We start from the raw sequence: 14,393 nt of genomic DNA on the forward strand, positions 1-14,393 counted from the left end.
CCAATATGCCTTTACATCTCGTGCAGCACATGCGTCGCCTTTACCGCGGCTGATGCGCGGTTCTCGACGCCGAGTTTCACATAGATCTGCTCGAGGTGCTTATTCACCGTGCGCGCCGACAGTCCCAATATCTCGCCGATATCGCGGTTGGCCTTGCCCTTGGCGATCCAGAGAAGCACTTCGGATTCGCGCTGTGTGAGCGAGAAGCGCTGGCGCAGCACCTCGTCGTCGCTGCGCTGGCTGGCGGCCGTGAGGCGGAAGAGATATTCGTCCGGGCCGATCGCGCCGAGGAAGGCGAGCTGCAGCGCCGCCTGGCCGGCATGGGTGATCGAGATGATGCCGTCGCGCACTGCGGCCATGCGGTCGCGCATCCAGCCGGCGATATGGCGGACGACGACCTCCATGCCGTCGTCGCTGCCCATCGCCGTATTGACCAGCCGCGTCGCCTGCGGCGTCGACCAATGGATCGCACCGTCGCCCTTGACCGCCAGCAGGTGGCGTCCGGCGGCATCAAGCGCGACACGGGCGCTCTGGGTCGAGCGGGCATTTCGGAGATGGACACGGATGCGGGCGCGCAATTCGTCGATGTTGATCGGCTTGGTGAGGTAATCGACGCCACCGGATTCCAGCGCATGCACGACATGCTCGGTCTCGGTCAGTCCGGTCATGAAGATGACCGGCACCTGCGCCACCGCGGCATTCGCCTTCAGCCGGCGGCAGGTCTCGAAGCCGTCCATGGTGGGCATGACCGCGTCGAGCAGGATGAGATCGGGCGTGATGCGCTCGACGATGCCAAGTGCCGCCGTGCCCGACGTCGCGATCAGCACGGAAAAGCCGGACTGTTCGAGCGCGTCGGTCAGGAAGCCCAGCGCCTCCGGCGAGTCGTCGACGAGAAGAACGATGTCGCGAGGGAGGGCCGGCTCAGCCAATGGATTCCACCTTTTCGTCGAAGTCGTGCAGGAAGTTCATGAAGCCGGTCAGATCGAAGGCGGCCACATAGGGTCGAAGAGCCTCCGTGAATGGCCGATTTGCCTCCACCTTGGCAAGGTCGGAAAGCTTCGCTTCAATGCCTCTGATGTAACCGATCTCGCCGAGCCGCAGCAGTTCCTGCACATGGGCGGCACCCGGGCTCAGCATCGGCGCCTCGGTCTTTTCCACGATGGCCGGCGCCGCATCGGCGTAGATCCATTTCAGGCCGAGATGCAAAGCGAACTTGTCGCGCAGCTGGCGGATGTCGACGGGTTTGCCGATCGCATCATTGTGGCTGTCGTCGCTGTCGCTCAGAACTGCCGCATCGCCGATATTGGCCGAAAGCATCAGCACCGGCGCCGTCTGGCCGGCTTCGCGCAGGCGCGAGACGAGCTGCCAGCCGCTCATGCCGGGCATCAATATATCGACGAGGAAGAGGTCGGGCATGATGCCGTCGATCAGCGTCAGGCACTCCGCACCGCCTGCCGCCGTCAGCACGATGAAATCGAGCGGCGCCAGGATTTCGCGCATCATCTCGCGGTGATCCTCGTTGTCGTCGACGACGACGATCGTGCGGCGCGGACCGTCATAGCCGGCGATGCGCTTTTCCTGCGGCGGTGCTGCGGCGCGCATGACGGCGGAAAGCATCAGCCGCACGCGGAAGGTCGAGCCTTCGTCCTTGACGCTCGAAACCGCAATTTCGCCGCCGAGCGTGTTGGTCAGGAGCCGGGTGATGGTGAGGCCGAGACCGAGGCCGGGCATCGGCCGCACGCTGTCGGCCTCGCCGCGCTGGAAGGGTTCGTAGATGCGGGTCAGATCCTTCTCGGCGATGCCGCGGCCGGTGTCGGTGACGGTGAAGGTCGCAACCTGGCTGCGATAGGCGATCTCGAAGGTGACGCTGCCCTCGTCGGTGAACTTGATGGCATTGGAGAGCAGGTTGACGAGGATCTGGCGCAGGCGCTTTTCATCGGTGCGGACGAATTGCGGCAAGGCGGGCGAGCGCTCATGCAGGAAGGCAAGCCCCTTTGCCTGCGCCTGCGGGCGGAACATCTCGACGATCTGGTCGAGGAAATCCTGGATGTTGATCTCGTTGGAATAGACCTGCAGGCGGCCAGCCTCGATCTTGGAAATATCGAGAAGGCCGTCGATCAGGCCGGAGAGATGTTCGGCGCTGCGGCGGATGACCTTGATCGAGGAATGGCGCGGCGCCGGGATCGTCTCGTCGCGTTCGAGGATCTGGGCATAGCCGAGCACGGCATTCAAAGGCGTGCGCAGCTCATGGCTGAGGCCGACGACATAGCGGCTCTTGGCGCGATTGGCAGCTTCGGCCGTTTCCTTGGCATTCTGCAGGGCGGCGTCGGTCTTCTTGTGCGCGGCGATTTCCTTGAGCAGCAGCGTGTTCTGGCGCGAGGATTCCTCCTCGGCGACGACGCGGCTGTCATGGGCGAGCACGTAGAACCAGCAGACGACGCCTGAAATCACCGAGAAGACGAAGAAGACGATCAGGATGGTGCGGTTGACCACTTCGGCCGTCTCGGGCGAGGCGGAGGCGACCTGATGGGCGATCATCGCCAGGATTGCGCCGATCGCGGTCAGCGCCAGCGCGACGGCGATGCCATAGCGGCCGAGGCGCGTCGTCAGCTTGCCCAGAATGCTTTCCGGCAGCAGCGTCCTGGCGACGGTGCCGACCTGCGCGTTGAAACGGGCGGCCGGCTTGCACATGTCGTGGCAGCGGCTGTCGAGCGAGCAGCAGAGCGAGCAGATCGGCGCGGCATAGGCGGGGCACCAGGCCATGTCCTCCGGCTCGAAAGGGTGTTCGCAGACGGAGCAGGTGATGCTCGTCAGGTTTTTCCAGCTCTGGCGCGGTTTGCGGGCGAGGTAGAACTTGCCCTTCGTTGCCCAAGCGAGGGCCGGTGTGGCGATGAAGGCGATGGCGAGGGTGATATAGGGAGCGAGCGAAGCGGCCGTCTCGCCGAAGGCGCCGAAATGGGCGATCAGCGATACCGTCGCCGACAGCGTCATGGCGCCGAGGCCGACCGGGTTGATGTCGTAGAGATGGGCGCGCTTGAACTCGATGCCGGGAGGGGCGAGGCCCAGCGGCTTGTTGATGAAGAGATCGGCGGAGATCGTGCACAGCCAGGCCATGGCGATGATCGAGAAGATGCCGAGCGTCTCCTCCAGCAGCCGGTAAATGCCGAGTTCCATCAGCAACAGGGCGATCGCCACATTGAAGACCAGCCAGATGACGCGGCCGGGATGGCTGTGGGTCAGCCGCGAGAAGAAGTTCGACCAGGCGAGAGAGCCCGCATAGGCGTTCATCACGTTGATCTTGAGCTGCGAGACGACGACGAAGGCCGCCATCAGCAGCAGCGCGGCATTGTGCCAGGGGACCATGTAGCCGAAGGCGGTCAGATACATCTGCGCGGGATCGGCGGCGCGGTCGAGGGGCACGCCGGAGGTGAAGGTCAGCACGACGAGGAAGGAGCCGGCAAGCAGCTTCGGCGCGCCGATGATGACCCAGCCGGGTCCGGCAAGGAAGACGGCCAGGCGATGGCGCCATTTGCGCTGCGGCACCGGCGGCAGGAAGCGCAGGAAATCGGCCTGCTCGCCGATCTGCGACATCAGCGCCAGGATGACGGCAGAAGCGGCGCCGAACTCCACCAGATCGAAATCGGCGATGGTGCCGGGCGGGCCTGAGGCGTGGCGGATGCCGGAAAAGGCGCGCCAGAGATCGAACTTCTCCCAGTCCATGAAGGCGATGAAGATGAAGGGCAGGATGTTCAGCACGATCCAGAAGGGCTGGGTGATCAGCTGGAACTTGCTGATCAGCCGCACGCCATGCGTCACCAGCGGGATCACCATGACGGCGCTGATGATATAGCCGATCCACAGCGGAATGCCGAGCGTGAGCTCCAGCGCGCCGGACATGATCGATGCTTCGATCGCAAACAGCATGAAGGTGAAGCTCGCATAGATCAGCGAGGTGATGGTGGAGCCGACATAGCCGAAACCGGCGCCGCGCGTCAGAAGATCGATATCGACGCCGTGGCGGATGGCGTATCGGCTGATCGGCAGGCCGATCGCCAGCATGGCGAGCGAGGCGACGATGATGGCATAGAAGGCGTTGGTGGTGCCGTAGGAGAGGGTGATCGCGCCGCCGATTGCTTCGAGCGCCAGGAAGGAGATCGCGCCGATGGCCGTCTGCGAAATGCGCTCGGAGGAGAAATGCCGGGCGCTCTTTGCGGTGAAGCGCAACGCATAATCTTCAAGCGTTTGGTTGGCGACCCAGCGATTATATTCGCGTCTCACCGGAATGATGCGTTGGCGCGCTGTCATGCCCTCTTTCCGGCACTCTCGTTGGGCTCATCTTCTCCGCGGCAGTTTTGGCGGGATGGACGGGAAAGGCAAGAGGCGGAGCATTGGCAGATTCGCAGAACAGTAATATTTTTGAAACGGCTCTGTCACATAAGCGCTCTAACCCTCCCGCCGTTCGTTCAACCATTTCGGGTGCACCCATGTCTGTTTTAAGCCTTTTCCGTTTGAGCACCGCTCTCGTCTGCCTGGTTTCGATCGTCCCGTCGCTTGCTGCCGCCGATCAGGCCACGGCGGCAAAGGCGCCTTACGCCGAGACCGGAAATACCAACAAGCGCGGTGACGCCTGCTTCTCGACTGTCGACACCAATGCCGCCGTTCATCTTCTCTCCGGCTTCCTGGAAGTCTGGACGCCGCGCACGCCTTTCGTCGATGCCGGCGTCGAGGCGCCTGCCAAGGACAATTGCCCGGCGGTCGCCAAAACGGATTGGGACGGCATTCCCTTCAGCAAGACCGACGGCCAGATCGTCAACAAGCTCGTCCATGACGCGAACATCGCCTATTCCGTCAAGGTGACCAAGGCGCGGACGCCCGAGCAGGCCGTTGCCGCCTATCTCGACGACCGGCGCGGCAAGAATGCCAGCATTGTCGACGGCCTCGGCCCTCTGACGGATGCCTGGAAGGCCGGTTCCAAGCAGACCACCACGATCACCGAGGTGGCGGCCGATGCGACGACGGTCAAATATGACGACAAGGGCAACAATCGCGGCGCCGGCAGCAAGCCGGACACGGAAAACAAGACCGATGCCAATCCCGATATGGGCCTGGCCATCGACTTCATCAACGCCGCAAGCGGTGACGGCTCGACGGAGCCTGCCAAGCGCTATTTCAAATATGGCCGTCCGTATCGCTGGAGCCGGGACGTGTCGGTTGTCCCGACGCTCGAGCCCGCCAAGAGCGGCAAGCCGGTCGAGGATGGCGGCTTCCCGAGCGGACATACGGCGGAAGCCTGGCGCGATGCGCTCGCCATGGCCTATCTCGTGCCGCAGCGCTTCCAGGAAATGATCACGCGCGCCAGCGAACTGGGTGAGGATCGTATCCTCGCCGGCATGCATTCGCCGCTCGACGTGATGGGCGGCCGCATGCTCGGCACCGCCACCGTCGTCTACAACCTGAACAAGGCCGATAATGCCGCGCTGAAGAGCGATGCTTACGCCCAGGCGCAGTCGTGGCTGATCGCAAAGTCCGGCGTTGCCGATGCGGGTGCGCTTCAAGTCGCCGCTCATGCGGCGCCGCTTGCCGCAGACCGTTTCGCCGATCATGAGGCCAACCGCGCTTACGTGCTGCAGCGCCTGAGCTACGGCCTGCCGACGATCCATGCGACCGACCAGCCGGCCCGCGTGCCGCAGGGCGCCGAAGCGCTTCTCGAAACCCGTCTGCCCTATCTCGACGGCGAACAGCGCCGTGCGGTGCTCGGCACGACGGCGATCGCCTCAGGCTATCCGCTCATCGACGACGCCGAAGGTTACGGCCGCCTCAATCTGTTTGCCGCAGCCGACGGCTACGGCGCTTTCGACCAGGATGTGACCGTGACGATGGATGCGGAGAAGGGCGGTTTCAATGCGATCGACACCTGGCGCAACGACATCGGCGGCAAGGGCAGACTTGTAAAGAGCGGCAGCGGTATCCTCGGCCTGTCAGGCGCCAACAGCTATGCCGGCGGCACCGTCCTGGAAGCAGGCGTGCTGGTCGCCGGCTCGTCTTCGGCCTTCGGCACCGGCGGACTGACGGTCAATGGCGGTTCGCTGGTCGTGGCCGCCGACAAGCCGCTGACCGTGGGTGGTGATTATCAGCAGGCCTCCAATGGCGTGGCGAAGCTGACGCTCGGCGCGGACGGCGCCGGCACCCTTGTCGTCAAGGGCAAGGCGGAGCTCGCGGGCAATCTTGACGTGGCGCTTGCCAACGGCTTCACCCCGGCGTCCGGAACCACGATCGAAATCCTGAAGGCAGGCAACGTCACCGGCAGCTTCGGCAAGTTCACAATTTCCGGCCACAGGGCGAGCCTCTCCTATGGTCCGACATCGGTCACTTTGACGATCGGCGACTGATTTCCGTGTCATAGCTGGAAGGGCATCCCGGCCGCGGGATGCCCTTTGCTTTTCGGCCTGCCCGTTTACCCCCTGCGCCTACGTCATTTTGCGTATGTGTTTTCGCGCTGCAGCACCCGATAGTCCCCTCGGCAACAGTTGATTTCCGTTTCCGGCCTGTTGCGGAACAAAAGAGGGGAGTTCAATCAGATGAATCTCAGAACTACTATTACAGGTGCCGCGCTCGGCGCCGTCATGGCTGCCTCGGCCGCCTTCCATGGCGCGGTCGCTGCCGATGACACCATCAAGGTCGGCGTGCTGCATTCGCTATCCGGCACGATGGCGATTTCCGAAACCACGCTGAAAGACGCCATGCTGATGCTCATCGACGAGCAGAACAAGAAGGGCGGCCTTCTCGGCAAGAAGCTCGAGGCCGTCGTCGTCGATCCGGCTTCCGACTGGCCGCTCTTTGCCGAAAAGGCGCGCGAGCTGATCGAAAAGGACAAAGTCGCCGCCGTCTTCGGCTGCTGGACGTCGTCCTCGCGCAAGTCCGTCCTGCCTGTTTTCGAAGAGCTGAACTCGCTGCTCTTCTATCCGGTGCAGTATGAGGGCGAAGAATCCTCGCGCAACATCTTCTACACGGGTGCCGCACCGAACCAGCAGGCGATCCCGGCCGTCGACTACCTGATGAACACCGAAGGCGTGAAGCGCTTCGTGCTCGAAGGCACCGACTACGTCTATCCCCGCACGACCAACAAGATCCTCGAAGCCTATCTCGAATCCAAGGGCATTCCGAAGGAAGACATCCTCGTCAACTACACGCCCTTCGGCTTCTCCGACTGGCAGACAGAGGTCGCCAAGATCAAGGAATTCGGTTCTGCCGGCAAGAAGACCGCCGTCGTCTCGACGATCAATGGTGACGCCAACGTGCCTTTCTACAAGGAACTCGGCAACCAGGGCATCAAGGCAACCGACATTCCGGTCGTGGCCTTCTCGGTTGGCGAAGAAGAGCTTGCCGGTCTCGACACCAAGCCGCTCGTCGGCCATCTCGCCGCCTGGAACTACTTCGAGTCCGTGGAAAGCCCGGCCAACAAGAAGTTCATCAAGGAATGGCATGCGTTCACCAAGAACGACAAGCGCGTGACCAACGACCCGATGGAAGCCGCCTATATCGGCTTCAACGCCTGGGTGAAGGCCGTTCAGGCCGCCGGCACCACCGATACGGATGCCGTTCTCGACAACATCATCGGCGTCACCGTTCCGAACCTTTCCGGCGGCTATGCCACCGTCATGCCGAACCACCACATCACCAAGCCGGTGCTGATCGGTGAAATCCAGGCCGACGGCCAGTTCGAAATCGTCCAGCAGACGCCGGCCGTCGTCGGTGACGAATGGTCGGATTACCTGCCCGACTCCAAGGACCTGATCTCCGATTGGCGCAAGCCCCTCAACTGCGGCAACTTCAACGTTGCGACCGGCAAGTGCGGCGGCAAGGGCTCCTGAGGAAAACCCCGATCCGTTGACAGCCTGAAGACTTCCGTCCGGATCGGATCCGGGCGGAAGCTCCGTCCTTACCGCTGCGCCTGCAGGCCGGCGACAATCAAGGCGAGAGAGCCGATGTTTCGCGCCATCAAGATTTTTCTTCTGACATTTTGCCTGCTGCTTTCGGGCCTGACGCTCCCGGCGGCCGGCCTTCGCGCTGAGGACGATGTGCACGCCCTTGTCGATGCGCTCGGCGTCGGCGGCTTTCCCGAGCGTGACGCGGCCATCCGGGCGCTCGTCGCTTCCGGGGATTCGCATGTCAGCCAGATCCTGCAGCGCTTGAGCGACGGCCAGCTCTACGTCAATTCGGAAGGCGGTCCCGTTCTCGTGCAGGGCGGCACGGAGGACGAGCCGACTTATTCCGATCCGATCACCGGCGAGGCGGTCGCCGACATCGACCCCGACATGATGTCGAAGGTCAAGATCAACAATGCGCTGCGCACCACGATCACGACCATGATGAGCCAGCTGACGCTGCTGAGCCCGGATCGCGCCGCGCGGCTCGCAGCCGCCGAGGGCATGCTCAAGGATGCCGATCCCGCCAATCTCGATCTCCTGAATTCGGCTCTTTCGAGCGAGAAGGACGGCGAGATCAAAAACACGATGGAAGCGGCGCGCGCCGTGATGGTGCTGAAGAGCGACGCCGGCATCGAGGAGAAGAAGGCGGCGATTGATACGATCGCCGCGCGCGGCGGCCGCGATGCGCTGACGATCCTGTCGACAGCGATGGCGACCGCGCCCGACGACCTGAAGCCGGCGATCCAGGCGGAGATCGACTCGATCAACCGCGATCTGGCGCTTTGGGATGTCGTGCAGAACGTCTGGTACGGTCTGTCGCTTGGCTCGGTGCTGCTGCTTGCGGCCATCGGCCTTGCCATCACCTTCGGCGTCATGGGCGTCATCAACATGGCGCATGGCGAGATGGTGATGATCGGCGCCTATACGACCTATGTGGTGCAGGAAACGATCGCCTCGGCCTTTCCCTCGTTTGCCGATTATTCGCTGGCCTTCGCGGTGCCGGCCGCCTTCCTCTTCACCGGCCTCGTCGGCCTCGTGATCGAACGTTCGGTGATCCGCTATCTCTATGGCCGGCCGCTGGAGACGCTGCTCGCCACCTGGGGCGTGTCGCTGATCCTGCAGCAGGCGATCCGCAGCTATTTCGGCCCGACCAACCGCGAGGTCCGCAATCCGAGCTGGATGTCCGGCGCCTTCGATTTCGGCGGGCTCGTCATTACCTGGAACCGGCTCTGGATCATCGTCTTCTCGATGGTGGTATTCGTGACGCTCCTGATGCTGCTCAAGCGCTCCGCCTTCGGCCTGCAGATGCGGGCGGTGACGCAGAACCGGCGCATGGCCTCGTCGATGGGCATCCGCACCGGCTGGGTCGATGCCTTCACCTTCGCGCTCGGCTCCGGCATCGCCGGCATGGCCGGCGTGGCGCTCTCGCAGATCGACAACGTCTCGCCGAACCTCGGGCAGAATTACATCATCGACAGCTTCATGGTCGTCGTCTTCGGCGGTGTCGGCAATCTCTGGGGCACGTTGGTCGGCGCGCTGTCGCTCGGCGTCGTCAACAAGTTCCTCGAGCCCTTCGCCGGCGCCGTGCTCGGCAAGATCCTGGTGCTCGTCCTCATCATTCTCTTCATCCAGAAGCGTCCGCGCGGGCTCTTCGCACTCAAAGGAAGGGCGGTGGAAGCATGATAACGGCCTTCCTTCTCCGGTCTCTCGATCGCAGGATCTCTGTCGCCGTCGCGCTGCTGTTGGCGGTCGCCATTCTGGTGCCCGTCTTGAACCTCGCGACCGGCCCGAGCCATCCGCTGCACATCCCGACCTATATCATGGCGCTGTTCGGCAAGTATCTGACCTATGCGCTGCTGGCGCTGGCGCTCGATCTCGTCTGGGGTTTCTGCGGCATCCTCTCGCTCGGCCACGGCGCCTTCTTCGCGCTCGGTGGTTATGCGATGGGCATGTATCTGATGCGCCAGATCGGCTCGCGCGGCGTCTACGGCGATCCCGTCCTGCCCGATTTCATGGTGTTCCTGAACTGGAAGGAACTGCCCTGGTTCTGGTACGGCTTCGACCAGTTCTGGTTTGCGGCGCTGATGGTGCTCGCCGTGCCCGGCCTGCTCGCCTTCGTTTTCGGCTGGTTCGCCTTTCGCTCGCGCGTCAACGGCGTCTACCTCTCGATCATCACCCAGGCGATGACCTATGCGCTGCTGCTGGCCTTCTTCCGCAACGACATGGGCTTCGGCGGCAATAACGGCATGACCGACTTCAAGGATATCCTCGGCTTCAACATCCAAGCCGACGGCACGCGCGCCAGCCTCTTTGCCGCGACCGCGATCTTCCTGGCGCTGTCGCTTACGATCGCCTCGGCGATCGTGCGCTCGAAGTTCGGCAAGGTGCTGGTCGGCGTGCGCGATGCTGAAAGCCGCACGCGCTTCCTCGGCTACCGCGTCGAGCATTTCAAGCTCTTCACCTTCGTCGTCTCGGCGATGATGGCGGGCATAGCAGGCGCGCTCTACGTGCCGCAGGTCGGCATCATCAATCCCGGCGAATTCGCACCGGCCAATTCCATCGAAGTCGTCATCTGGACGGCCGTCGGCGGGCGGGGAACGCTGATCGGGCCGATCATCGGCGCGATCCTCGTCAATGGCGGCAAGACGATCTTCACTGGCCTGTTCCCGGAGTTCTGGTTGTTTGCTCTCGGCGGTCTCTTCGTCGCCGTGACGCTGTTCCTGCCGAAGGGCGTCGTCGGCACGATTTCGCACTATCTCGGCAAGCGGAAGATCGTGTCCGAACGTGCGCCGCCGCCGGCGCGGGAAGAAGGCGTCGAGCCGAAAATTCAGGCAGCGGAGTGAAGGCCATGATCCCCGACGTCAAACCCACCAGCGTGCTTTATCTCAGCGGCGTCTCCGTTTCCTTCGATGGCTTCAAGGCGCTGAATTCACTCTCGATCGTCATCGAACCGGGCGAGCTTCGCGCCATCATCGGCCCGAACGGCGCCGGCAAGACGACGATGATGGATATCATCACCGGCAAGACTAGGCCTGACGAGGGCGAGGTGTTCTTCAACGGCACCATCGACCTCACCAAGAAGGACGAAGCCGATATCGCCCAGCTCGGCATCGGCCGCAAATTCCAGAAGCCGACGGTCTTTGAAGGCCATACGGTCTGGGACAATCTCGAACTGGCGCTGAACCGCCGCCGCTCGGTGTTTTCGACGCTGTTCTACCGGCTTTCGGGCGAGGACAAGGCACGCATCGAGGAAATCCTCGAAACGGTGCGGCTGACGCACCGGCGCGACGAACTGGCCGCCAACCTCTCGCATGGGCAGAAGCAGTGGCTGGAGATCGGCATGCTGCTCGCGCAGGAGCCGAAGCTGCTGCTCGTCGACGAGCCGGTGGCCGGCATGACGGACGCGGAGACGGCGGAGACGGCAATCCTGCTCAAGGACATCGCCAAGACCCGCTCGGTCGTGGTCGTCGAGCACGATATGGGCTTCATCCGCGACCTCGGCGTCAAGGTGACGTGCCTTGCGGAGGGCTCGGTGCTGGCGGAAGGATCGATCGATTTCGTCAGTTCCGATCCGAAGGTGATCGAGAACTATTTGGGGCGGTGAAGAATGCAACTTCCAGGCTTGAACCTGACAAGAGAAGACGCTCTAAAACGGGCGGGTTTTATTGTGGGGTTTCATCATGGCTTTTCTCGGCATTCTGGTGGTGGCGATCAGCGGCGCGGCCGTCTGGTATTGGCGTTTGAAAATGATGCGTGAGGCGGGAAGCGAGATCATCGATTCCGTCGAGCGCATGAGGGGCGCCTATAAGCGCGGAAAGCTTCGCAAGCAGGCGGAGGCAGCGCCGATGGCTTCGATTGCCGATCCGGCGATTGCGGCGGTCGCGTTCTTCTTCTGCCTCGCCCAGGAAAAGCCGATGTATCTGGATGCGGCGAAAGACGTCATCCGCAACCGCATGAGAGGCATCATCCCGCCTGAAGACATGGAGGAGGTGCTGGTTTTCGGTGAGTGGACGTCCAAGAACGTCACCAGTCCCGAAGATCCGATCCGCCGGTTCCGCGATCTCTGGATCAAGGCGCTCGACATGCACGAGCGCCAGCAACTGATCGCCATTGCCGAGGATGTGGCCGCCGCTGGCGGCGAAAAAACGACGCAACAGGAATACGCCCTGCAGATGCTGAGGCGCAGCCTGATGAACTGATGGGAAACGGGTGAACGGATGCTGACAGTCGAAAACGCAAACCTGCATTATGGCGCCGCCCAGGCGCTGCGCGGTATCTCCATCAAGGCGGAGATGGGCAAGATTACTTGCGTGCTGGGGCGCAACGGCGTCGGCAAGAGTTCGCTGCTGCGCGCGGTCACCGGCCAGCACCCGCTATCGGCCGGCACCGTCACCTTCAACGACACCAAGCTCAACGGCCTGCCGCCCTTTGCTCGTGCCAAGCAGGGCATCGGCTACGTGCCGCAGGGGCGCGAGATTTTCCCGCTGCTGACGGTCAAGGAAAATCTCGAAACCGGTTTTGCGCCGCTCGGCCGCCGCGACCGCAACATACCCGACGACATCTTCAGCCTCTTCCCGGTGCTGAAGTCGATGCTGTCGCGGCGCGGCGGCGATCTTTCCGGCGGGCAGCAGCAGCAGCTGGCGATCGGCCGGGCGATGGTGACGCGGCCGAGGATACTGGTGCTCGACGAGCCGACCGAAGGCATTCAGCCGTCGATCATCAAGGATATCGGCCGGGCGATCCGTTACCTGCGCGACTCCACGGGCATGGCGATCCTGCTCGTCGAGCAATATCTCGATTTCTGCCGGGAACTTGCCGACTATGTCTACATCATGGATCGCGGCGAGATCGTGCATGAAGGACTGGCCGAGACGCTGGATACGCCGGAGGCCCGCCGTCATCTGACCGTCTGACCGGCAGCTGCCGCTTTTTACGGCAGGCGGCGCAATGCTTTGCAGCTCTCCCGCGCCGGCTGGCGGTCTTCGCAGGCGGCATGGGAATTGCTTCCTTTCCGTCATCTGCGCGATTGAATGGAAGCGGCGGAGCGACTGAAAGGGACGATATGACGATTGTGGCGACAGCCACGCGACCGCAAAGAGCGGAAGGACGCGGGCATCTGGCAGCAAAACTGCTCGACGGCCGTACGCGCATCCGTGAGCTCTATCAAGAGGGGGCGGCGAAGATCCGTCTGCCGGATACGTTCGATGCCTCGATGGAAGCCGTCATCATCAACACCGCCGGGGGGCTGACCGGCGGCGACCGGATGGACTGGAGCGTCGTTGCCGGCGCCGGCACGAAGATCGACGTCACCACCCAGGCTTGTGAAAAGATCTACAAGGCCTCGGCCGGCGTCGCCGAGGTGACGACCCGCATCGAAGCGGGGGCAGGGGCGCGCGTCGACTGGCTGCCGCAGGAAACGATCCTATTCGACCGGGCAGCACTCTTCCGCCGGCTCGATGTCGATCTCGACGAGAGCGCCGAATTCCTGGCCGTCGAAGCCGTGCTGCTCGGCCGCAAGGCGATGGGCGAGACGGTGGACACGGGTCTCTTCCGCGACCGCTGGCGCATCCGCCGCTCGGGCCGGCTGATCCATGCCGAGGAACTCAGGCTTTCCGAGGGTGTTGCGGCGCTCTCGGCGCGCCAGGCCGTGCTCGGCGGGCAGGTGGCCTTTGCGACGCTGCTTTATGCCGGGCCGCTGGCGGAAGCCTATCTCGGCAGGGTCAGGCCTCTCCTTGAAGGATCGATGGGCGGCGCAAGCGCCTGGAGCGACAAGCTGGTCGTTCGCCTTGCGGCGGCCGAGGGCTTCACGCTGAGAAAAATCCTGATCCCCGTCATTTCCGCCTTGCGCAATGGTGCGCCTGTGCCGAAAGTCTGGAATCTCTAAAGCGAAGCAGATGGGCAAGCAATGAACCTCACTCCGAGAGAAAAAGACAAGCTGCTGATTTCAATGGCGGCGATGGTGGCGCGGCAGCGGCTCGAGCGCGGCGTCAAGCTGAACTATCCCGAGGCGATCGCGCTGATCAGCGACTTCGTCGTCGAAGGCGCCCGCGATGGCCGTCCGGTCGCCGAACTGATGGAAGCCGGCGCCCATGTGATCAGCCGCGATCAGGTGATGGAAGGCATTGCCGAGATGATCCACGACGTGCAGGTCGAGGCGACATTCCCCGATGGCACCAAGCTCGTCACCGTGCACGAACCGATCAGGTGAGGAAATGCTGGAACTCAGACCCAACTGCGAGTGCTGCGACAAGGATTTGCCGCCGGAGAGCATGGAGGCGCGGATCTGCACCTATGAATGCACCTTCTGCGCCGATTGCGCGGACGATGTGCTGAAGGGCGCCTGCCCGAATTGCGGCGGCAATCTCGTCGCGAGGCCCATCCGGCCAGCGGCCATGCTCGCCAAACATCCGGCGTCGACGAAACGCGTGCTGAAGGCCGAGGGCTGCGCGCCCAGGGCAGCTTGAG

Annotated in this window: 11 protein-coding genes and 1 pseudogene; 10 read left to right on the forward strand and 2 right to left on the reverse strand. The window is 63.2% G+C overall.

The window, feature by feature from the left end; all coding sequences use genetic code 11:
- Positions 1–11 precede the first annotated feature (11 nt).
- Together ATY76_RS00420 and ATY76_RS00425 are read right to left on the reverse strand one after the other, a co-directional pair.
- Positions 12–929: a response regulator transcription factor gene (locus tag ATY76_RS00420; RefSeq protein ID WP_088672825.1), complete on the reverse strand. Its 918-nt coding sequence runs from the start codon at positions 927–929 to the stop codon at positions 12–14.
- On the reverse strand, positions 922–4,305 hold the full coding sequence (locus ATY76_RS00425; RefSeq protein WP_088672826.1) for an ATP-binding protein: 3,384 nt from the start codon (positions 4,303–4,305) through the stop codon (positions 922–924). The genes ATY76_RS00420 and ATY76_RS00425 overlap by 8 nt, the downstream gene beginning before the upstream one ends.
- 179 nt (positions 4,306–4,484) lie before the next feature.
- Here ATY76_RS00425 and ATY76_RS00430 point away from each other — a divergent pair, with 179 nt between their 5' ends.
- From ATY76_RS00430 to ATY76_RS00475, 10 genes and pseudogenes are all read left to right on the forward strand, one after another.
- On the forward strand, positions 4,485–6,389 hold the full coding sequence (locus ATY76_RS00430; protein WP_088672827.1) for a phosphatase PAP2 family protein: 1,905 nt from the start codon (positions 4,485–4,487) through the stop codon (positions 6,387–6,389).
- 189 nt (positions 6,390–6,578) lie between these two features.
- Complete coding sequence (gene urtA, locus ATY76_RS00435) at positions 6,579–7,871, forward strand: urea ABC transporter substrate-binding protein (protein WP_088672828.1); 1,293 nt, start codon at positions 6,579–6,581, stop codon at positions 7,869–7,871.
- A 114-nt stretch (positions 7,872–7,985) separates the two neighbouring features.
- Positions 7,986–9,611 carry an urea ABC transporter permease subunit UrtB gene (gene urtB, locus ATY76_RS00440; RefSeq protein ID WP_088672829.1) on the forward strand — a complete coding sequence of 542 codons (1,626 nt, stop codon included), beginning with the start codon at positions 7,986–7,988 and terminating at the stop codon, positions 9,609–9,611.
- A pseudogene (gene urtC / locus ATY76_RS00445) lies at positions 9,608–10,672 on the forward strand (urea ABC transporter permease subunit UrtC); the annotation flags it as partial. The gene urtB and the pseudogene urtC, both read left to right, overlap by 4 nt.
- Before the next feature lie 104 nt (positions 10,673–10,776).
- Positions 10,777–11,532, forward strand: a complete 756-nt coding sequence (gene urtD / locus ATY76_RS00450; protein WP_088673712.1) for an urea ABC transporter ATP-binding protein UrtD — start codon at positions 10,777–10,779, stop codon at positions 11,530–11,532.
- A 76-nt stretch (positions 11,533–11,608) separates the two neighbouring features.
- Positions 11,609–12,127 (forward strand): hypothetical protein, encoded by a 519-nt coding sequence (locus ATY76_RS00455; protein WP_088673713.1) that lies wholly within the window; start codon positions 11,609–11,611, stop codon positions 12,125–12,127.
- Positions 12,128–12,145: 18 nt separating this feature from the next.
- Positions 12,146–12,841, forward strand: coding sequence for an urea ABC transporter ATP-binding subunit UrtE (gene urtE, locus ATY76_RS00460; protein ID WP_003542323.1), 696 nt, complete (start codon positions 12,146–12,148; stop codon positions 12,839–12,841).
- Positions 12,842–12,990: 149 nt separating this feature from the next.
- Positions 12,991–13,812, forward strand: a complete 822-nt coding sequence (locus ATY76_RS00465; protein WP_088672831.1) for an urease accessory protein UreD — start codon at positions 12,991–12,993, stop codon at positions 13,810–13,812.
- A 21-nt stretch (positions 13,813–13,833) separates the two neighbouring features.
- Positions 13,834–14,136: an urease subunit gamma gene (locus ATY76_RS00470; protein WP_088672832.1), complete on the forward strand. Its 303-nt coding sequence runs from the start codon at positions 13,834–13,836 to the stop codon at positions 14,134–14,136.
- Between the two features lie 4 nt (positions 14,137–14,140).
- Positions 14,141–14,392, forward strand: a complete 252-nt coding sequence (locus ATY76_RS00475) for a DUF1272 domain-containing protein (protein ID WP_085743101.1) — start codon at positions 14,141–14,143, stop codon at positions 14,390–14,392.
- Position 14,393: the final 1 nt, after the last annotated feature.

It is taken from the genome of Rhizobium sp. R339, from assembly GCF_002211395.1.
In the GTDB taxonomy this organism is placed as follows: domain Bacteria; phylum Pseudomonadota; class Alphaproteobacteria; order Rhizobiales; family Rhizobiaceae; genus Rhizobium.

Coding starts and splice junctions, on each gene's coding strand:
- ATY76_RS00475 (WP_085743101.1), top strand. CDS start 14,141: ATGCTGGAACTCAGACCCAACTGCGAGTGCTGCGACAAGGATTTGCCG.
- urtE (WP_003542323.1), top strand. CDS start 12,146: ATGCTGACAGTCGAAAACGCAAACCTGCATTATGGCGCCGCCCAGGCG.
- ATY76_RS00425 (WP_088672826.1), bottom strand. CDS start 4,305: ATGACAGCGCGCCAACGCATCATTCCGGTGAGACGCGAATATAATCGC.
- urtD (WP_088673712.1), top strand. CDS start 10,777: ATGATCCCCGACGTCAAACCCACCAGCGTGCTTTATCTCAGCGGCGTC.
- ATY76_RS00470 (WP_088672832.1), top strand. CDS start 13,834: ATGAACCTCACTCCGAGAGAAAAAGACAAGCTGCTGATTTCAATGGCG.
- ATY76_RS00455 (WP_088673713.1), top strand. CDS start 11,609: ATGGCTTTTCTCGGCATTCTGGTGGTGGCGATCAGCGGCGCGGCCGTC.
- ATY76_RS00465 (WP_088672831.1), top strand. CDS start 12,991: ATGACGATTGTGGCGACAGCCACGCGACCGCAAAGAGCGGAAGGACGC.
- ATY76_RS00430 (WP_088672827.1), top strand. CDS start 4,485: ATGTCTGTTTTAAGCCTTTTCCGTTTGAGCACCGCTCTCGTCTGCCTG.
- urtA (WP_088672828.1), top strand. CDS start 6,579: ATGAATCTCAGAACTACTATTACAGGTGCCGCGCTCGGCGCCGTCATG.
- urtB (WP_088672829.1), top strand. CDS start 7,986: ATGTTTCGCGCCATCAAGATTTTTCTTCTGACATTTTGCCTGCTGCTT.